At 63.5% G+C, this 19,343-nt stretch carries 16 protein-coding genes; 7 read left to right on the plus strand and 9 right to left on the minus strand.

Annotation, left to right across the window (positions count from 1 at the left end):
* Positions 1-113 precede the first annotated feature (113 nt).
* From fabA to AC0L30_RS25950, 4 genes are all read right to left on the minus strand, one after another.
* Positions 114-644: a bifunctional 3-hydroxydecanoyl-ACP dehydratase/trans-2-decenoyl-ACP isomerase gene (gene fabA / locus AC0L30_RS25935; protein WP_007591549.1), complete on the minus strand. Its 531-nt coding sequence runs from the start codon at positions 642-644 to the stop codon at positions 114-116.
* Positions 645-752: 108 nt separating this feature from the next.
* Complete coding sequence (locus tag AC0L30_RS25940; RefSeq protein ID WP_007591548.1) at positions 753-1,820, minus strand: GGDEF domain-containing protein; 1,068 nt, start codon at positions 1,818-1,820, stop codon at positions 753-755.
* Positions 1,821-1,993: 173 nt separating this feature from the next.
* The gene (locus AC0L30_RS25945) at positions 1,994-3,580 is read right to left on the minus strand and encodes a DEAD/DEAH box helicase (RefSeq protein WP_473405563.1); all 1,587 of its coding nucleotides are present in this window, start codon (positions 3,578-3,580) and stop codon (positions 1,994-1,996) included.
* 298 nt (positions 3,581-3,878) lie between these two features.
* A complete protein-coding gene (locus AC0L30_RS25950) occupies positions 3,879-4,844 on the minus strand; it encodes a helix-turn-helix transcriptional regulator (RefSeq protein WP_219680315.1) in 966 nt (321 codons plus the stop codon).
* 211 nt (positions 4,845-5,055) lie between these two features.
* On the opposite strand from AC0L30_RS25950, the gene AC0L30_RS25955 reads away from it, so the two are divergent.
* The gene (locus AC0L30_RS25955) at positions 5,056-6,570 is read left to right on the plus strand and encodes a caspase family protein (protein WP_219680313.1); all 1,515 of its coding nucleotides are present in this window, start codon (positions 5,056-5,058) and stop codon (positions 6,568-6,570) included.
* Between the two features lie 142 nt (positions 6,571-6,712).
* On the opposite strand, the gene AC0L30_RS25960 is transcribed toward AC0L30_RS25955, so the two are convergent.
* On the minus strand, positions 6,713-6,847 hold the full coding sequence (locus AC0L30_RS25960; protein ID WP_007591544.1) for a hypothetical protein: 135 nt from the start codon (positions 6,845-6,847) through the stop codon (positions 6,713-6,715).
* A 119-nt stretch (positions 6,848-6,966) separates the two neighbouring features.
* Here AC0L30_RS25960 and AC0L30_RS25965 point away from each other — a divergent pair, with 119 nt between their 5' ends.
* Positions 6,967-8,223 carry an FAD-dependent oxidoreductase gene (locus tag AC0L30_RS25965; protein ID WP_219680310.1) on the plus strand — a complete coding sequence of 419 codons (1,257 nt, stop codon included), beginning with the start codon at positions 6,967-6,969 and terminating at the stop codon, positions 8,221-8,223.
* Positions 8,224-8,402: 179 nt separating this feature from the next.
* Positions 8,403-9,170, plus strand: coding sequence for an outer membrane protein (locus tag AC0L30_RS25970; RefSeq protein WP_007591542.1), 768 nt, complete (start codon positions 8,403-8,405; stop codon positions 9,168-9,170).
* A gap of 109 nt (positions 9,171-9,279) precedes the next feature.
* Here the strand turns inward: AC0L30_RS25970 and AC0L30_RS25975 are convergent, their stop codons facing one another.
* The 4 genes from AC0L30_RS25975 to parE form a co-directional block, all read right to left on the minus strand.
* Positions 9,280-10,050 carry an SDR family NAD(P)-dependent oxidoreductase gene (locus AC0L30_RS25975; protein ID WP_007591541.1) on the minus strand — a complete coding sequence of 257 codons (771 nt, stop codon included), beginning with the start codon at positions 10,048-10,050 and terminating at the stop codon, positions 9,280-9,282.
* 21 nt (positions 10,051-10,071) lie between these two features.
* Complete coding sequence (locus AC0L30_RS25980; RefSeq protein WP_007591540.1) at positions 10,072-10,257, minus strand: hypothetical protein; 186 nt, start codon at positions 10,255-10,257, stop codon at positions 10,072-10,074.
* 222 nt (positions 10,258-10,479) lie between these two features.
* The gene (locus AC0L30_RS25985) at positions 10,480-11,262 is read right to left on the minus strand and encodes an outer membrane protein (RefSeq protein WP_007591537.1); all 783 of its coding nucleotides are present in this window, start codon (positions 11,260-11,262) and stop codon (positions 10,480-10,482) included.
* A 480-nt stretch (positions 11,263-11,742) separates the two neighbouring features.
* A complete protein-coding gene (gene parE, locus AC0L30_RS25990; RefSeq protein ID WP_007591536.1) occupies positions 11,743-13,785 on the minus strand; it encodes a DNA topoisomerase IV subunit B in 2,043 nt (680 codons plus the stop codon).
* Positions 13,786-14,058: 273 nt separating this feature from the next.
* On the opposite strand from parE, the gene AC0L30_RS25995 reads away from it, so the two are divergent.
* The 4 genes from AC0L30_RS25995 to argC all read left to right on the plus strand — a co-directional run bounded on the left by AC0L30_RS25995 (position 14,059) and on the right by argC (position 19,323).
* The gene (locus tag AC0L30_RS25995) at positions 14,059-14,589 is read left to right on the plus strand and encodes a DedA family protein (RefSeq protein WP_354167694.1); all 531 of its coding nucleotides are present in this window, start codon (positions 14,059-14,061) and stop codon (positions 14,587-14,589) included.
* Positions 14,590-14,707: 118 nt separating this feature from the next.
* Entirely contained in the window at positions 14,708-17,365 is a 2,658-nt protein-coding gene (locus tag AC0L30_RS26000) for a DUF3857 domain-containing protein (protein WP_246648623.1), read from the plus strand.
* 294 nt (positions 17,366-17,659) lie between these two features.
* Positions 17,660-18,328 carry an FMN-binding negative transcriptional regulator gene (locus AC0L30_RS26005; protein WP_219680307.1) on the plus strand — a complete coding sequence of 223 codons (669 nt, stop codon included), beginning with the start codon at positions 17,660-17,662 and terminating at the stop codon, positions 18,326-18,328.
* Positions 18,325-19,323 (plus strand): N-acetyl-gamma-glutamyl-phosphate reductase, encoded by a 999-nt coding sequence (gene argC / locus AC0L30_RS26010; protein WP_219680302.1) that lies wholly within the window; start codon positions 18,325-18,327, stop codon positions 19,321-19,323. Before AC0L30_RS26005 ends, argC begins: the two co-directional genes overlap by 4 nt.
* Positions 19,324-19,343: the final 20 nt, after the last annotated feature.

Genomic DNA, 19,343 nt, shown 5'->3' on the forward strand with positions numbered 1-19,343 from the left:
GAACGTCGCTGCCGTTTCGTCATCTGACACCTCTTGCTGTCTAAGCTATAGGTGTCCACCGATTTAGGGGAGGCTCATGGTGGGCACGCTTCGCTTTGCCTCACCCTGCGACTTCACTCCACGGTCTTGGTCAGACCAACCCGCATGTCCGTGGCGGTGAAGACGCAGATGCCGTCGGCCAGCACGCGACCGTCGGCAATTCCGAGCACCAGCTTGCCGCGCCGGACCATCCTCATGGAGACTTCGTAGCGCACGCGTTGCGCGTTCGGCGTGACCTCGCCCGTGCACGCGACCTCGCCGACGCCGATGGCGCGGCCCTTGCCCGGGGAGCCCGACCATCCCAGCCAATAGCCGACCATCTGCCACATGGCATCCAGCCCCAGAGAGGCCGGCATCGTGGCATCGCCGCGATAGTGGCAATCGAAGAACCAATGGCCCGGCGCGATGTCGAACTCGCCGACGATATGGCCCTTGCCGAACTCGCCGCCGTCCAGGCTGATCTCCGTGATGCGATCCATCATCAGCATCGGCGGCGCCGGTAATTGCGCATTGCCCGGGCCGAAATAGCCGCCCTCGCTCGATCTCAGCAGCTCATCCCTCGTGTAGGACGGTTGCGGCGTGTGAAAATCATGCGGGTTGGGCAAGACGACAAGTCCTCCGGATGCTCGCGGGCGGACCCCTCAAGGCGGCGAGAGAGATGTCGTTTGTCCGGTCAGAATGTCAAGCGCGGGTGGCGGTGCGTGGCTTCGGCGTCACGCCACCCGGTTGTGTGTCTCGACTGCGAATTCCGGATCGGCCTCGCAGATCACGCAGTTGCGGCCGTTGCGTTTGGCGGCGTAGAGGCAGGCATCCGCGCGTTCGATCAGCGCATCGGTGTCGTCGCCCGGCTTGAGCATGGAGACGCCGACCGAGATGGTGACGCGGCCGAGGATTTCGCCGGTGGACTTCTTTTTCAATTCCTTGGCCATCACCGCGCGGCGGATGTGATCGGCCACCGTGAGGGCCTGGCGCAGCGCGGTGTTGGGCAGCACGACCGCGAATTCCTCGCCGCCATAGCGGGCGGTGATGTCCTGGCCCTTGATGGTCTGCTTCAGCGACAGGCCGACCAGCCGCAGCACCTGGTCGCCGGTGAGATGACCGTAGGAATCGTTGAACGACTTGAAATGATCGATGTCGACCAGCAGCAGCGACAGCGGCTCACCGGAGGCGAGCGCGCCTTCCACGGCCATGTCGATCATGCGATCGAAATATTTGCGGTTGCCGAGCCCCGTCAGCGGATCGGTGAGGCTCTCTGCGCGGATCGCCTCCAGGCTCTGCTGGAGGTTGCTGATCTCGCTCTTCGACAGCGTCAGCCGGTCTTCCAGCGCCTTGTTGGTCTCGCGCATCTCGCGGGTCGAATGCAGCAGCGTCTCGACGATCGACTTGAGCTGCTCGCGGCTCTTGGCCGATGACAGCTTTTCGGTCGCGCCCGACAGGCTGGCATCGTAGGAGCCGGTCATCCCGAGCGCGTCGCCGAGGACCTTCATCACGTCGTCGATCTCGCCGATGACGCGCGCGCCGACCTTGTCGATGCGGTCGGTAGTCTTGATGTGGGAGAGGTAGGTCTCGTAGATCTGATCGAGATCGGCTTCGGTGAGCTTGCCGCTCCGCGCCAGCGTCTCGTTGATGATCTTGTTGAGTGGAGCGTTGTAGCCGGTGGCGTAGACGTACCAGATCTCGTAATTGCGGGGAATTGCCGTCTGCCGTAGCGATCGGATCTGACCGAGCGCTACCTCGGCGAACGCCATCGTGCGTTCGTGTTCGTCGAGCACCTTGACCACGGAACATACCCCACAGCGATCAGCGTGCCGGCGACCGCAGCAATACTTAAATTATGAATTATGTTCGTAGGCTAACGGACGATCGTGAACGCCCCGTAAATATACGTCCACGAATGCATCCGAAAAAGTGCGCGCCAGCTTGGTTTCAACCAAAGCCGGGCGCGTATCGTGCTTCAGGCGCCGGCGGGGGAGCGAACCGGACGCAGCAGAAATGCCGGCAGATGCGAGTGGTCGCCCGGCTCGCTGTCGGCCTCGCGTTGGCGGCGCGGCTCGGGACGGCCGATCGACGGCACATGCGACGGATTGGCCTGCTGGCGCGCACCGTCACGCGGCTCGGATGCTGGCCTGGCTTCGCGCGGAGGTCTTGCCTCACGCGAAGGTCTGGCTTCACGCGAAGGTCTTGCTTCACGCGAAGGTCTTGCCTCGCGCGCGGGCTTTGCTTCGGAAGCGGGCCTTGCCTCGGGAACGGACCGTGCTTCGGCAGAAGGCTGTGCCTCGCCACGTGGTTCGCGCGGCTCATGGCTGCGTTCACGATCGCGACCGCGCTGCGGCTTGCCGCGTCCGCCGCGTGAACGTTCACGGCCGCGCTGCTCGCGCGGACGCTCGCTCGCATCGGATGCATCGGTGCGGACTTCGAAATCGCCTTCGGCGCGCGGAATGCTCTGGCCGATCAGCTTCTCGATCGCCACCATCGACTTCTGGTCGAGCGGCGTAACGAGCGAGATCGCCATGCCGGACCGGCCTGCGCGACCGGTGCGGCCGACGCGATGGACATAGTCGTCGGGATGGTGGGGAACGTCGAAATTGAAGACGTGGCTGACCTCGGGGATGTCGAGGCCGCGGGCGGCGACGTCGGACGCGACCAGGAGGGGCAGCTCGCCCTTGCGGAACTGCTCGAGTGCCGCCGTGCGGGCCGACTGGTCCATGTCGCCATGAAGCGCACCGACGCTGAAGCCGTGCTTTTGCAGCGATTTGTGAACGACGGCGACGTCGCGTTTGCGATTGCAGAAGATGATCGCGTTCTGGAGATCCTTGGCCTCGCGCAGCAGTCGGCGAAGCAGCTCGCGCTTCTCGTGCGCCTCGCGCCCGGCCGGGACCTGGCACTGCGCAACGGTGACAGCGGTCGTGGCGGGCTTCGATACCTCGACCTTCTGCGGATTGTGCAGGAAGGTTTCGGTGATGCGCCGGATCTCCGGCGGCATGGTCGCGGTGAAGAACAGGGTCTGCCGCGTGAACGGGACGAGCTTGCAGACGCGCTCGATGTCGGGAATGAAGCCCATGTCCAGCATGCGGTCGGCTTCGTCGATGACGAGCAGCTCGACGCCGGTGAGCAGCAGGCCGCCGCGCTCCGTGTGGTCGAGCAGGCGGCCGGGAGTTGCGATCAGCACGTCGACGCCGCGCGTCAGCTTGGCATCCTGGTCGCCGAAGGAAACGCCGCCGATCAGGAGGGCGACGTTGAGTTTCTGGCCCGCGCCGTAGCGGTCGAAGTTTTCCTTCACCTGCGCCGCGAGTTCGCGGGTCGGCTCGAGGATCAGGGTGCGCGGCATGCGCGCCCGGGCGCGGCCCTTTTCGAGAATGGTGAGCATCGGCAGCACGAAGGCCGCGGTCTTGCCGGTGCCGGTCTGGGCGATGCCGAGCACGTCCTTGCGAGCGAGGACGTGAGGGATCGCCTGTTCCTGAATGGGGGTGGGGGTGGTGTAACCGGTGGCCGCCACTGCGGCGAGGACTTTTTCGGATAGTCCGAGATGGGTAAAAGACATTGAGCCTCTGGTCGAAACCGCCGTTCGGAATCGAGGGTAATAAGGCTGTCGCGTTCCACCCCGAAACGGCGCGCTCTCAAAGAAGCTGGGGGTGCTGACTCACGCGAACAAAGCGCCAGGCTCAGGAATCGCTCTTCGATCTGAGCCGCGTCGCCACGGAACATAGGCGGGAATCGGCCAAAGTCAATGGAGCAGGCGCGGGAAGGCCCTAAAAAACCTGAGGTTTTCGCCCAAATAGCGGGCGAGGCTGCGGTTTTCCGCCCAATCCGGCGATCGGCCGGAGCTGTCCAAACGTCGGCTAACGCCCTTCCGAACCTTGGGCCCGGAAGTCGCCGGGGGCCATCCCGTAGGCGGCGTTGAAGACCCGGTAATAGGTCGCGAGGCTGTCGAAGCCGCAGGAGGTCGCGATGTCGGCGATCAACCGGTCCGGGGCTTCGCGCATCAAGCGGCGGCTCCGGTTCAGGCGTTCCTCCGTCACGGTTTGCGAGAAACTCTTGGCCGCGCTTTCGAACAGCATGTGCAGGTGACGCACGGAGATGCCGAGCAGGTCGGCCACCATGGTCGGCGCCAGATTTGGGTCTTGCAGGTGGCGCGCGATCAGGCGCCGTGCGTGCGAGAGCCGGGCGGTCCGCAGCGCGGCCTGCCCGAGGCGGCCGCTGGACCGCAGGATGCCGCGCTCGATCAACGCCAGATGGGCTAAAGCCTGGACGAGGGAAGCGGCATCGGCGGCGCCGTCGTCACCTGCGGCAACCGCACCGAGATCGGCGAAGCAGGCGCCAAGCAGGGGCGCCAGGGTGGAATCGTCGAACGTCCGGGGCGCAAGCTCGCGCATGCGCTTGTCCTGCGTGGAGAGGCCGATCACGGGAATCTTCAGGATCCGCAGGTGGAAGCCTCCTGCGCCCATCGGCGTGGTGCGATAGGGCAAGTCGGTGTGGCTGGTGGCGAAGCTGCCATTGGCGATCGTGAAGTCGCTGCCGCCCATGCCGCCGAACCAGCCGCCGCTGCCGAGCTGCTGATAGACGCAGATGCTGTCGCCCGGCGCGTGAGCGATGTCGGTCAGGCTGCGCTCGACCGTGTAGTGCGAGGCCTTCAGTTCGACGAGGCCGGCTCCGCCAAGCTGGCGCAGCGAGAATTCGCCGAAGAAGTCCGCGCGGCGTTCGCGCTCGAGTTCGGCGGTGACGCCGAACAGGCCCTTGGCGCGCACCTCGCGCCAAAAGTCGAAGCGGTCGTGCGGCTCGACCTCGTCGGTGCACCAGCGATACACGGCGGTCCCTCGCTTCCAGCGGAATTGCCCACAAGAATTGATTGAGAAAAAGCAGATTCCAGCGGGATCTGCCATAGGCTAGACGACAGAACCTGAGTCCTCAGGGCTGTTGAACCAGCGCTATGGCTGGGCCGACTATCACATCAACGACGCGGTTCCCATGAACCGCTGTTCGAAGGAACCGGCGTGGGCCGTTCTTGAGGGATTTTCGATGACGCGTCGGCTTTTCAGAGTACTGGCAGCGCTTGGCCTCGCGGCCGGCCTCAGCGGTTTCGCGCTTCCCGCCTGTGCCGAGAAGCGCGTTGCGCTCGTCGTCGGCAACAACGACTACAGGAACGTTCCGAAGCTGCTCAAGGCGGTCAACGACGCCCGCACCATGGGCGATACGCTAAAGCAGCTCGGCTTCTCGGTGATGGTCGCCGAAAACCAGAGCCGGCAGCAATTTTCGGAGACGCTGCTCGCGTTCGATCGGACGATCGAGCCCGGCGACACCGCGTTCTTCTTCTATGCCGGCCACGGCTTCGAAATCGCAGGCCAGAACTACCTGCTGCCGACGGACGTGCCGGCGGCCACGGAAGGGCAGGAAGAGCTGGTGCGTGACGCCTCCATCCTGGCCGATCGCATCGTCGAGCGCCTCCAGAACAAGAAGGCGCGAACCTCGATCCTGGTGTTCGACGCCTGCCGCAACAACCCGTTCGAGCGCAAGGGTACCCGCGCCGTCTCCGGTGGTGGCGGGCTTGCCCCGATGGTACAGCTGCCCGAAGGCGTGTTCTCGGTCTTCTCGGCGGGCCCGCGCCAGACCGCGCTCGACCGCCTCTCCAACGACGACGCCAACCCCAATTCGGTGTTCACGCGCACCTTCGCCAAGGAGCTGCTCCAGCCCGGCGAGAACCTGGTGCAAGTGGCGCAGCGTACGCGACGTCTCGTCAGCGAGATGGCCGACACCGTCAAGCACAGGCAAGTGCCGGTCTATTTCGATCAGATGGTCGACGACGTCTTCCTCAGCGGCATCGCCAAGGATGCCGCCGCGCGCCCGGCCGATCCACCGGCGCAGAAGCTCGCGGCGCTGCCACCGGTGTCGGTGCCGCGCGTGCCGAAGGAGGAGACCACCAACGCGCCGATCGCGAGCTTCTCGCGCCACAATGGCGGCTGGAGCGTGGTGTTCTCCTTTGCCGATCCGACCCTCGGCGTTTCCTGGCGCATGGCCGGCAATGGCGACTTCCGCGAAACCGGCTTCATCGATACGCTCGACCCGCGCACGCGCAAGAGAATGCCGAACCCGTCGATCGAATTGCCGCCGGACGCGCAAGCCGGCACCATCGAGGTCCGCTATGTCGACCAGTCCGGTGACATGCAGGGCCCGTTCCCGATCAGGTTCGATCCCGAAGCCGCGCTGATCCGCGACCAGCGCAAGATCCTCGACATGACCGCGACGAGCTGGCTGTCATTCCGCGAGTTCAACGGGCTGCTGGTCTACTACACGCACCTCGTGTCCTACCGCTGCGCCATCCGCGAGGTGCGCATCGGCATCGACACCGCCGTTCCGAACCAGGTCTTGAAGATGCCGGGCTGCGACATGCGCGATCCCAGCGCGATCAGCGCCGGCATGCCGCTCTACATGAAGCTCGCGCCGGCAACGCAGTTCATCTCGGTGGAGCTGACCTATCGCGACGGCAGCGTGTCGGAGATCAAGAGCTTCCGCAGCGCGAACCGCAGCAACAATTGAGGTGTCGAGCAGGACGCGTCCGCCGTAGCTATTCGCGGCGCTTCCTGATGAAGCGCTTGACGGCCTCGATCAAGGGCGGAGTCGGCAAGAAGAACGCGCCCATCGCGATCGAGATGATGACGCGGCGCAGCAGGAACTTCTCCTACTCCTCGTACGGATAACCGTTCTGTTCGATGCGCACCGGCGCAAGCGGCGGCCTGCGCGGTGCGATCATGATCAAGACGAAAAGTACGTTGATCAGGATCCAGACGCCGAGCAGTATGAGGATTGTCTGCACTGCAATTTCCTGAATGAGTCGGAATTGGCGGCGAGGCTAACGGCCATTCACAATCGCGGCAAATGAATCTTGCTTGTTGCACTGCACAGAAACCTTGACCCGTAAATGAGGGCCCGGCCGTGAAACCCGATACCTCGCAGCATCCCCAGGGCTCTTCGTTGAAAGTGCGGTGCTGCATCGTCGGCGGCGGACCGGCCGGCATGATGCTCGGCTATCTCCTCGGGCGCGCCGGCATCGATGTCGTGGTTCTGGAGAAGCATGCGGATTTCTTCCGCGACTTCCGCGGCGACACCGTGCATCCCTCGACACTCCAGGTGATGGACGAGCTCGGCCTGATCGACGGATTTCTGAAGCTGCCGCATCAGCGCTTGCAGAAGATGGACGGCCTGTTCGGCGGTACCCCCGTTCGCATCGCCGATCTCAGCCGCCTCCGCACCAAGTACCCCTTCATCGCCTTCATGCCGCAATGGGATTTCCTGAACTTCCTGCGCGAGGCCGGCCAGCGCTTCGCCTCGCTGAAGGTGATGATGAACACGGAGGCCGTCGATCTGATCCGCCGCGGCGAGACCATCGCCGGCGTGCGGGCGAATACGCCTGATGGCATCGTGGACATCGAAGCCGATCTCACCATCGCCTGTGACGGCCGGCATTCGACCGTGCGAGAGCATTCCGGCCTCGAGGTCGAGGAGATCGGCGCGCCAATGGACGTGCTGTGGTTTCGGGTCGGCCGCAAGGCGAACGAGACCGAGAACGTGTTCGCGCGCGTCGAGCCCGGCAAGATGATGATCACCTTCGACCGCGGCGACTATTGGCAGTGCGCCTATGTCATCGCCAAGGGACAATATGACGCGGTGAAGGCGAGGGGATTGCAGGCGCTGCTTGACGAGGTCGTCCGCATGGCGCCGATCCTGAAGAACGGCATTGCCGACGTGAAGAGCTTCGACGATTTCAAGCTGCTGACCGTTGCGATCAACCGCCTGAAGCGCTGGACGCAGCCGGGCCTGCTTCTCATCGGCGACGCCGCCCATGCGATGTCGCCGGTCGGCGGCGTCGGCGTCAATATCGCCGTGCAGGATGCGGTCGCGACCGCAAATTTGCTGGCGGACAAGCTGCAGCACGGCTGTCCGTCGGAGAACGAGCTCGACGCCGTGCGCCGTCGCCGCGAATTCCCGGTGAAGATGACGCAGCGAATGCAGATGATCGTGCAGAACAACATCATCAGCGGCGCCTTGCGAGGCGGCGACCGGCCGTTGAAAGTGCCGCTCATCGTGCGCCTGATCACCGCGCTGCCGTGGCTCCAGGGCATTCCGGCGCGCCTGATCGCGCTTGGCGTCCGGCCCGAGCACGTGCAGTCGAAGGCTGCGGCGGCACGGTAGCGCAAGGACCCGGTAGGGATAACGCGGCGTTAAATCGCGCTCAGGGCGTTGCCTGCGTACAACAGTTCAGATGGATTGAAGGCGCGCTGCTTGCCAATCCGGCGTCTTAACTGTCTTGATTCAAATTTGAGTAAGACCTGCGTGTGAGCGTGCACCCATCAAAGGACACGGGGTGTACCATGCGTACCAAGTTGATTGCCGCCTTCGCCTGCACGACCGCTCTGGTTTCGACGGGCGCCGCTTCCGCCGCCGATCTCGGCGCGCGCTACACGAAGGCGCCGGCCTATATGGAGTCGATGTTCAACTGGACCGGCTTCTATGTCGGCGGCCACATCGGCGGCGCATGGACCAACGAGCAGTTCATCAACAACGGGACCGGCGCGCCGTTCGGCGATCTGACCCTGGGGCAGGGCTACCGTCAGCGCAGCGCCGGCATCATGGGCGGCGCCCAGATCGGCTACAACTGGCAGGCCAACAACTACGTCTTCGGTATGGAAGGCACGATCTCCGGCCTCGACAACAAGGGCACGGTCGTGAACACGGCATTTGCTCCGGGCGGCAACGTCTTTGATTGGCGCGCCAATGTGCTTGCCACCGTCGTCGGTCGCGCGGGCTTCGCCGTGCAGAACAACCTGTTCTACATCAAAGGCGGCTATGCCGGCGTGAACAACCGTCTGTCGGTCACCGATACGGTCGGTCCGGCCACCGGTTCCGGCGGTCAAACCCATTGGGCCAACGGCTGGACCGTCGGTGCCGGCTGGGAATACGGCATCACCCGCAACTGGATCGTCGGCCTCGAATACAACTACGCAGCCTTCGCCAGCCAGACCTATCAACTTGGCGGCACGTCGGGCAACTACAGCTTCGATGCCAAGCCGCGCGACATCCAGTGGGCCGTCGTGCGCGCCAGCTACAAGTTCGACGCGCCAGTCATCGCCCGCTACTGAGTGGGTCAACGAACGACCAAGCAGCCATAAAAGACGATCACTACCCAAATTCAAAAGCCCCGGCATTGTCCGGGGCTTCTTTTTTGTGTGCAGGTTTATCGCGTACGATCTACGCCATCACCGAGAACCCGCCATCGACGGGGATCGCGGTGCCGGTGACGAAGTTAGAGGCGGACGAGGCAAGGAACACGGTAATGCCGGCGAAATCGTCGATGTCGCCCCACCGCCCCGCAGGCGTGCGTGCCAGCACCCGCTCGTGCAATCCCGATACCTGCTGCCGCGCACCGCGGGTCAGGTCAGTGTCGATCCAGCCCGGCAGGATGGCATTGACCTGGATGTTGTCGGGCGCCCATGCGTTGGCGCAGGCGCGCGTGTACTGAACGATGCCGCCCTTGCTCGCCGCGTAGGCCGTCGCGAAGCTCGCGCCGAAGATCGACATCATCGAGCCGATGTTGATCACCTTGCCGTTGCCGGACGCCTTCAGCGCCGGATAGGCCAGCTTCGAGCACAGGAAGGCGCTGGTGAGGTTGGTGTTGATCACCGTATTCCACTCGTCGAGCTCGAGCTCGTGCGGCGGCTTGCGGATGCTCATGCCGGCATTGTTGATGAGGATGTCGATGCGGCCGAGGTCCCCGACGACACGCTCGACCATCGCGGCGATGGCCGCCTTGTCGGTGACGTCGGTGGGAACACTGATCGCCTTCACGCCGCGTTGACTGAGATCGGCAACGGCGGCGGTAGATTTGGCTTCGTTGCGTCCGACCACGGCGATGTTGGCGCCGGCGTCGGCGAGGCCACGGGCCATGCCGAGCCCGATGCCGCCATTGCCTCCCGTGACGATCGCGACCTTGCCGCGGAGATCGAACCGACTGGATGTCATGCTGCTATTCCCTGGTTTCTTTTATTGGTTGCTCTGCCAGATCAGCACCAGCCCGAAGCCGGCCATGGCTGCGCCATAGCCGGCCCATTGCAACTGGTTGACCATGAAGCTCGATCGCGGCCACGCGACGGTGCCCGTGCCCTGCCCGATCCAGAGCAGCCCGACGGCAAGGGCAAACAGGCCTGCTACAAGCAGAAATCTGCGCATGCATTCCTCCCCATTGGTCCGCTCTGTCGTGCCGCAGCATGACGATAGCCGCGGCCCGAAAACTTGCCGGGAGACTAGCCGTAGCCGTGGTCGGGATACAATGGCTGCTGATGCAGGCCGCAGGGTGAATGCATGTCCACGCAAGGTCCGCTGAAGCACCGTACAACGAAAAAGCCCCGGCGATGCCGGGGCTTTGACGTCTGAAGATTAGGTCAGATCAGATCAGTACTTCGCGACGACCGGACCGGTCCAGTTGAAGCGGTAGACCAGCGAAGTCGAGATCGTCTGGTTCCAGGTGTTGGCGCGGATGTCGCGGCCCACAAGGACGTTGCCAGCATCGAACAGTTCGTTCTGGGTCTTGGCGTTGTAGAAGGCCGAGCGATATTCGGTCTTCATGAACCAGCCGGGCGACTGGATGCCGAAGATGTTCAGGTTGTTCTCGACGCCGCCGCCGACGAACCAGCCATTGCGGTTGTAGCTGTTGAGATGGATACCGGCGGGCACGCCGGCCAGGGTCATGAAGTTGGTCTGGCCGAAGTGAGCGCCCGAGTAACCGCCGTTGACGTAGGAGAGAACGTTCGGAGCGACCAGCCAGCCGAGGCGGACACCAGCGGCCCAGGAATCTTCCAGCTTCTGGTTGCCAGTGATGCCAGCGATCGGATCCTGGATGGTAGCACGGATGCTGCCGAACTGACCGTCAGCGAATACGCCGGCGACCCAGGTGCCGCTGAACTGCCAGTCGTAGCCGAGACCGACGGTGCCGAACCAGCCCGAGCCACCCTGGCGCTGATCGATCGTCAGGGGAACTGCGCCGACCGTGGTCTGCACGCGCTGGTCAGCGGCCGAGAGGCCGCCGCCGGCGCCGCCGAAGAGATAGAAGCCGGTCCAGCTGGCGACAGGCGCTGCCATCGGGGCCTTCACGTAGGGACGGGCGCCAAGGTCAGCGGCCGAGGCCGAACCGGTCATCGCGGCAACCGCGGTCAGTGCGAGCAAAATCTTCTTCATCTTAAAATCCCCAAGCTTTGGTCTGTCTGGCAGGCGCGAGCGCACTGAAGTCCGTGTCATCTGATGTCCCGGACTATACCTGCTTCTCTCCGAAATGCTGTTGCAGAGCAGGCACAGTTGCCGGGAAACGCCGCACGGCAAGGATTCCGAGTGTCGCTGTCGAAGTATACAATAATCCTGCATTATCAAAGTGATACGCCGAATTTTGCGATTTGTATCTTGGTAACTTCTCGTTAGTGAATCCGGCTTTGTCCGAAACGGAGGCAATCCTGCATCAGCCTGACTGGGTGAGTCGTTGGCCGAGTCGCGATGCGACGAGGCAGGGAATCACCGAAATCGAGGCGGACCGTTGGCAGGATGGTCGGGCAGGATCGGCGGGCAGGATCGGCGGGAAAGAGCGGTTGTCGTCCCCAAAAACAAAAGAGCCCCGGGCTTCATGCCGGGGCTCTGGATGGGATACGACCGGGTAGCGCTTGCGGATCAGACGTCCAGCAAATCGTCATTGGCGAATTCGGCCTTGTCCGAGATGAACGCGAAGCGCGCTTCGGCCTTGGTGCCCATCAAGCGCTCCACCGAATCCGCCGTGGTGTCGCGGTCGTCGGCGAGCAGAACCACTTTCAGCATGGTCCGCTTGGCCGGATCCATGGTGGTTTCCTTGAGCTGCGCCGGCATCATTTCGCCGAGGCCTTTGAAGCGATTGACCTCGACCTTGGCGTTGGCGTTGAACTCGCTCTTGATCAGCGCCGCCTTGTGCGCGTCATCGCGGGCGTAGACCGACTTCGTGCCGTTGGTCAGCTTGTAGAGCGGCGGCACGGCGAGGAAGAGGTGGCCTTCGTCGATCAGCCGCGGCATCTGCCGATAGAAGAAGGTGATCAGCAGCGAAGCGATGTGGGCACCGTCGACATCGGCGTCCGTCATGATGATGATGCGCTGGTAGCGCAAATCCTCTTCGCGATACTGCGCGAGCATCCCGCAGCCGATCGCCTGCACGAGGTCGGCGAGCTGCGTGTTTGCCGTCAGCTTGTCCTTGCCGGCGGACGCGACGTTGAGGATCTTGCCGCGCAGCGGCAGCACAGCCTGGGTCTTGCGGTCGCGCGCCTGCTTGGCGCTGCCACCGGCCGAGTCTCCCTCGACGATGAAGAGTTCCGAGCCGTCCAGACCGGCATCGCTGCAATCGGCGAGCTTCCCGGGCAGACGCAGCTTCTTGCCGGCGGTCTTGCGCGCGGTCTCCTTCTCTTGCCGGCGGCGCAGCCGCTCCTCGGCGCGGTCGACCACGAAGTCGAGCAGCCTGTTGGCCTGGTTCGGATTGCCCGACAGCCAATGGTCGAACGGATCCTTCATCGCCTGTTCGACGATGCGCTGCGCTTCGGCCGTGGCAAGGCGGTCCTTGGTCTGGCCCTGGAATTCAGGCTCGCGCACGAACACCGAGAGCATCACGGCTGCACCCACCATCACGTCTTCAGACGTAATGGACGACGCGCGCTTGCCCTGGCCGACGCGTTCGGCGTGGTCCTTGAGGCCGCGCAGCAGCGCGCTGCGCAGGCCGGATTCGTGCGTGCCGCCGTCAGGCGTCGGCACGGTGTTGGTGTAGGAGGAGAGGAAGCCGTCGGCATCCGCGGTCCAGGCCACCGCCCATTCGCAGGCGCCATGCGCGCCGTTGCGGCCCGACTTGCCGGAGAAGATGTCGGGATGCACCAGCGTGTCGGCATGGATCGCCGCCGCCAGATAGTCCTTGAGGCCACCGGGAAAGTGGAACGTCGCTTCCGCCGGCACGTCGTCGACGCCCTTGAGCAGTTCGGGCGCACAATTCCAGCGGATCTCGACGCCGCCGAACAGATACGCCTTCGAACGCGTCATCTTGAACAGGCGCTGCGGCTTGAACGCGGCCTTGGCACCGAAGATGTCGGTGTCCGGCTTGAAGCGCACGCGGGTTCCGCGGCGGTTGTTGATCTTGCCGAGATCCTCGAGCTTGCCCTTCGGGTGCCCGCGCTCGAACGTCATGCGATACAGTTTCTGGCTGCGCGCGACCTCGACCTCGAGCAGCGAGGAGAGGGCGTTCACCACGGAGATGCCGACGCCGTGCAGGCCGCCCGAGGTCTCGTAGACCTTGGAGTCGAACTTGCCGCCCGAGTGCAGCGTGCACATGATGACTTCGAGCGCCGACTTCTTCGGAAATTTTGGATGCGGATCGACCGGGATGCCGCGGCCGTTGTCTGTGACGGTCAAAAAGCCGTCCGCGCTCAACTCGACTCCGATGAAGGTCGCGTGCCCCGCCAGCGCCTCGTCCATCGAGTTGTCGATAACTTCGGCGAAGAGGTGATGCAGCGCCTTCTCGTCGGTGCCGCCGATATACATGCCGGGCCGGCGGCGCACCGGTTCCAGACCTTCGAGGACCTCGATGTCGGCTGCCGTGTAGTCGGCCTCGGCGCCGCCCGCGCGCGGGGCGGCCTTGGCTGCGCGGGGCTTCGGCTCATCGCCGCCGAAAAAATCGTCTTTTGCTTTGGGCTTCAACTGCTTGGACATATATCTTTATGCGCTTTGAGGGCCGCATGAGCGGCGAATCGGTTGGGCCGACTATGCCACTTCTGACCTTGAAAGGTTATCGCAGGGCGGGCCGGGCGGTGTGGTTGGGAGCCAATCCCGGCAATTTTACGCCGCAGCCCCACCAGTTCCCGGCAATGTGACGGTCCGGTCCGGTCTGGACCTGACTTTGTGACTTGATGTCACACAAGTCCTTGGCTTACCAGTCCTTTTCATCGAGCAGCACCTTCGGGCAGGGCGGAAAGGCTATTTTGAATGGAGCAGTTTGCGCACGCGCTGGCCGATTTCGTGCGCGCTCATCAGACGTGGGCAGCTCCCATCGTGTTCCTGCTCGCTTTCGGGGAGTCGCTCGCGTTCATCTCGCTGCTGATCCCGGCCTGGGGCGCGTTGGTCGCGATCGGCGCGCTGATCGGCGCGAGTGGCATCAGCTTCTATCCGGTCTGGATCGCCGGCGGCGTCGGCGCGGCGCTGGGCGACTGGGTCTCCTATTGGTTCGGCTATCGCTACAAGGAGAAGGTCGCCCAGATGTGGCCGCTCTCGCGTTACCCGGAACTCCTGCCCAAGGGTGAGGCCTTCGTGCGCAGCTGGGGCGTGCCGAGCATCTTCATCGGCCGCTTCTTCGGCCCCTTGCGTGCCTCCGTGCCGCTTGCAGCCGGCATTTTCGAGATGCCCTATTGGAGCTTCCAGGCCGCCAATTTCGTCTCGGCGCTGATCTGGTCGGCGGCGCTGCTGCTGTTCGGCGACGTGATCGCCAAGATCATGGAATGGCTCTGGCGGGTGGTGTGACAAGACGCACGGATTGGAAGGGTCGTGGAGAAACTTAAAAGTTGTTCTTTCCGAGAGTGCGGCTGGTAATTTTCACCTGCTAGTTGAGCTGCCGACCTGAGGGCCGAGCGCTCAGCATATGATCGTACGAATTTGTTCAGCTTTTCTGGCAGCATTGCTGCTCTCGTCGCCGTGCATGAAATTGCGTGCCGCCGAGTCACCGGATAGCGACGGTAGACCCGGCTGGATCGACCCGGGCTGGCGCCGAACGGTGGCCCGCGATGCCGTTAGCTTCGATGAGAACGGGCTCAGCACCGAGGTCTTCGAGTTCGAAATCAAGGCGCTCGACGAGAAGGGCGCAGCAGCCATCGCGCAGCAACGTTTTCAATACAACAGCTATTTTGACGATTTGACGTCAATCGAGCTTGCCACTCTCAAGGCAGACGGCGGCGTGGTCGCGGTGGATCAGCGCGCCATTCGCGATCAACCGGCATCGACAGATTCCTCATCGCCCTATTTCGACGAGGTGCGCGACAGGATCATCGCCTTTCCGCATGTTGCTCCCGGCGACAGCATCCGCGGGCGTCTGGTCTACAAGGCCAAGCAGCCGAGATTTCCGGGTGAGTTTGCGCGCTTTTGGAGCGAGCCGGCTAACCAGCCACCCGAGTTACTCGAAGTGACCGTTGACGGACCGGCATCCAGGCCGCTGCGGATAGCATTGCGCAACGTCGAGCACCATGAAGAGAGAGTGAACGATCGGATCATCCATCGGGTGCGTTTCCGGCAAGACGCGCCGAGACCCCGGCAGATCGACGAGGAGACTCTCGCGGGTGCAGAGCGTTTCGAGGTGAGCACGTTTGCTGACTATTCCGCTTTCGCGGCGACGCTGAACTCCCGCAACGCCCCCATGGCGCGACCGGATGAGAGGATTACACGACTTTCGCAGGAGATCGTCGGCGACGCCATCGGCGCACGCGCGAAGATCGAGCGCATCTACAATTGGGTGGCCCGTAATATCCGCTACGTCGGCATTGGCCTCGAGGACGGCGGCTGGACGTCTCAGCCCGCCTCGGCCGTGCTTGCGTCGCGCTATGGCGACTGCAAGGCGCATGCGACACTGTTCAAGGCGCTGCTCGCCGCCCAGGGCATAGAAGCCAATCTGGTCGCGGTGAACTCGGACGCAAGGTACACGCTCACCGAAGTGGCGACGCCAAATTTTGACCACGCGATCGCTTACGTCCCGGAGATTGACCAGTACCTCGATCCGACAGCCTCTCTCTTTGCCTTCGGATCGCTGCCGCCGGAGCTTGCGGGCAAGCCGGTCCTCAACATCGACAGAGGTGCCTTGGGCCGCATCCCCATGACCGAGCCGGCGCGCTTCCGGCTGGCCGCGGAAACGGACTACGTCCTTGGCAAGGACGGGAAGCGCGAGGTCCGGTCGATCCTGTCCGGGACAGGCGTCGGTGCACAATTAGGACGCGTGGTCGCGCAGGGCTTGGATGATGCGGATCGGCGGATGGCCGCCAGCCGGCTGATCGAGCAGGCCGGCCTGACCGGCACCGGTGATTATACTTACCCCAATCCGCGCGAGCTGACGGACAACTACGCCATCACGTCAACATTTCAGATCAGCAAAGCCCTCGAAGTTGATCGGCCCACGCGCGTCAGGATGTTGCCTTTGACGGATCCAAGGCAATCGCTCTTGCGGTTGGTTGCGCGCCAGGCGAGCGGGCGGCCGTTTGTTTGTCGGCCGATGGAATACCGCGAGGCCGCTTCGCTCACGATTCCCGAAAACACTTTCTTCTACGAAAAACCGGCGCCGGTCGTCTATTCGGCGACTTTCGAGGGCAGGACAGGCTACGGAGACGTTCACGGCCGGATTGACGTAAGTGGTACCATTGACCTCGATGGCCGAACCATTCGTTCCAACGCAGTTCTTCGCCTTACACTCGATGCGCCGGTCTGTCCGGCAGAGTTTGCTCCGGCAATCGAGAAAGGGTTCGATAAGCTTGACGAGTTCAAGTACGGGCTGATCGGCGTGACCTCGAAAGGCGGATCCTCGGTCATCGACGTCAGCGCCGACTTCAAGGACGGCGTGAGCGCATATCTTGCGCATGATTTTGAACGCGCGATGGAGCGCTTGAAGCCGCTGGCTGAAATCGGAAGCGCACGTGCGCAATTCTATCTGGGAGCGATGTACCGGAACGGAAGTGGGACTAAGCGCAATAGCGCGGAGGCCATCAAATGGTTTCGCCTGTCTGCCGAACAGGGCGATGCCTACGGCCAGGAGAATCTTGCGTACGTCTATGAGATGGGCCTGGGTACAGCTCGCGACGAGAAGCAGGCGGCCGACTGGTACGCCAAGGCGGCGGATCAGGGGAACGCTTTTAGCCAATCCCGACTTGCAGCTATGTACTGGGACGGACGCGGCGTTCCCCAAGACTTCTCTTTGGCTTTCGATCTGTTTTCGAAGGCGGCTGACCAGGGCTTGACGTTCGCGCAAACACGTCTGGGCCTCTTGCACATCAAAGGCGAAGGCGTGCCGCAGGATCTCGCCAAGGGTATATCCTTGCTGCGCAAGGCCGCTGATCAGAACGACGGGTTGGCCCAATACAATCTGGGGTGGGCGTATGAGAGCGGCACGGGCGTGTCCAAGGACACCCGGCAGGCGATCAAGTGGTACAGCAAGGCGTCCAATCTTGGAAACGGCCAGGCAAGCGCCCATTTATACGAGCTAACCCGCGCAGGTTCCTTTTGGGAGATTCTCTTCAGCCGGCTCGGCATGGCCAGGTGGTAGCGACGGCGAGTGCAGGCCAGCCGATCGAGCGCACCGGCCCCCTCTCTTGGCTACGGCAGCCCGGAATGACCGGTTCCAATACCTTGACGGCTCGCCGATCTGGCCTTATAGCCGCCCGCCATGATCAGCGCCGCGACCATTTTGTTCGCCCGCCGCCGCCGCTCTTTAGCGGTTTGGGCGGTCGATCGCGTTTGAGATCATCGTCTTTGCCGCTGGATCCGATCCGCGGCATTCTCTCTCCTGTCAGCGCGATCTGATCCGGCGGCCCCCAAGGAGGCCCAGCAGGAGACAACGATGTACACGCCACCCTTTTTCAAGCAAGACCGCGCCGCGAGCCTGAAATTTGCCGACACGCGCGGCTTCGGCACCGTGTGCGCCTTCGACGGCCACAAGCCGGTCGCCTCGCCAATTCCGTTCTATCTGACCTATGCCGCGGACGGCACCCCGCAGGCTGCCTTTCATGTCGCCCGTCACAATCCGCTGCTAAAGCTTGCGGACGGGACGAGCTCCTGGCTGCTCGCGGTCAACGGCCCCGATGCCTACGTGTCGCCGGACTGGTACGTCTCGCCGGATCAGGTGCCGACCTGGCTGTACCAGTCGGTGCATCTCAGCGGGCCGGTGCGGCTTCTGTCGGATGACGAGCTGGCGGTGCAGATCGACACGCTCAGCGAGAAGTTCGAAAACTGGCTGTTGCCGAAGACGCCATGGACGTCGGGCAAGATGACGGCCGGCAGGCTGGAAGCGTTGAAGAAGGGAATCGTAGGGCTGGTCATGGCGGTTGAAGAGGTCGAAGGCAGCTTCAAGCTCAACCAGCACAAGTCCGACGCCGACTATACGGCGATCGCCAATGCGCTCGGCGCGCAAGCCGGTGCCGACGCCAGGGAAATCTCGCAACTGATGCAGGACGTGAGGCCGGAGGCCTTCGCACCCGAAACCAACATGCTCGAAAGGAGCGCGCCATGACCTTTTCTGAAGCCAGCCTCGTTGACACCAAAAACGCCCCCAAGGCCGGCGCTGCGACGAAGCCCGCCACCGTCTTCGTCGACGGCGGCTCCGGCACCACCGGGCTCGGCATCAACGAGCGGCTGAAGCTCCAGGACGACGTGGTCGTGAAGACCATCGCCGAGGACAAGCGCAAGGATCCCGCCGCCAAGAAGGCGCTGATGGAGGAGGTCGACCTCGTCATCCTCTGCCTGCCGGACGATGCTGCCAGGGAAACGGTTGCGCTGATCGACAGCATGGGGCCGTCGGGGCCGAAGGTGCTGGATGCCTCGACCGCGTACCGGGTCGCGCCCGACTGGGCCTATGGCTTTCCGGAACTGACGCCGGATCAGGCTGGCAAGATCAAGGCTGCGAAGAAGGTCTCCAATCCCGGCTGCTATCCGACCGGCGCGATCGCGCTGCTGCGACCGATCGTCGATGCCGGCCTGCTGCCTGCGGACTATCCCGTCACCGTCAATGCCGTGAGCGGCTATTCCGGCGGCGGCAAGTCGATGATCGCGACTTTCGAGGACGGCAGCGCGCCGTCCTTCGAACTCTACGGCCTCGGCTTCGAACACAAGCATCTGCCGGAGATGCAGCTCTATTCGAACCTGACCCGGCGGCCGATCTTCATCCCTTCCGTCGGCAATTTCCGGCAGGGCATGCTGGTCTCGGTGCCGCTCCAGCTCGACACGCTGCCCGGCAAGCCCAGCGGCGCCGATCTCCACGCCGCGCTGGCAAAGCGTTACGCCGGCTCGAAATACGTCTCGGCGATGCCGCTTCAGAACGAAGCGACCAAGGGCGGCAAGCTTGAGCCGGAAGCGCTCAACGAGACCAATATGCTCGAGCTCTACGTCTTCGCCAGCGACAAACATCACCAGGCGGTGCTGGTCGCCCGGCTCGACAATCTCGGCAAGGGCGCCTCCGGCGCGGCCGTGCAGAACATGCGACTGATGTTGGGCCTTGCCGACGAGTAGCCGATCGAGCGTTGCTCGCG

It is taken from the genome of Bradyrhizobium sp. MI1.11, from assembly GCF_055811255.1.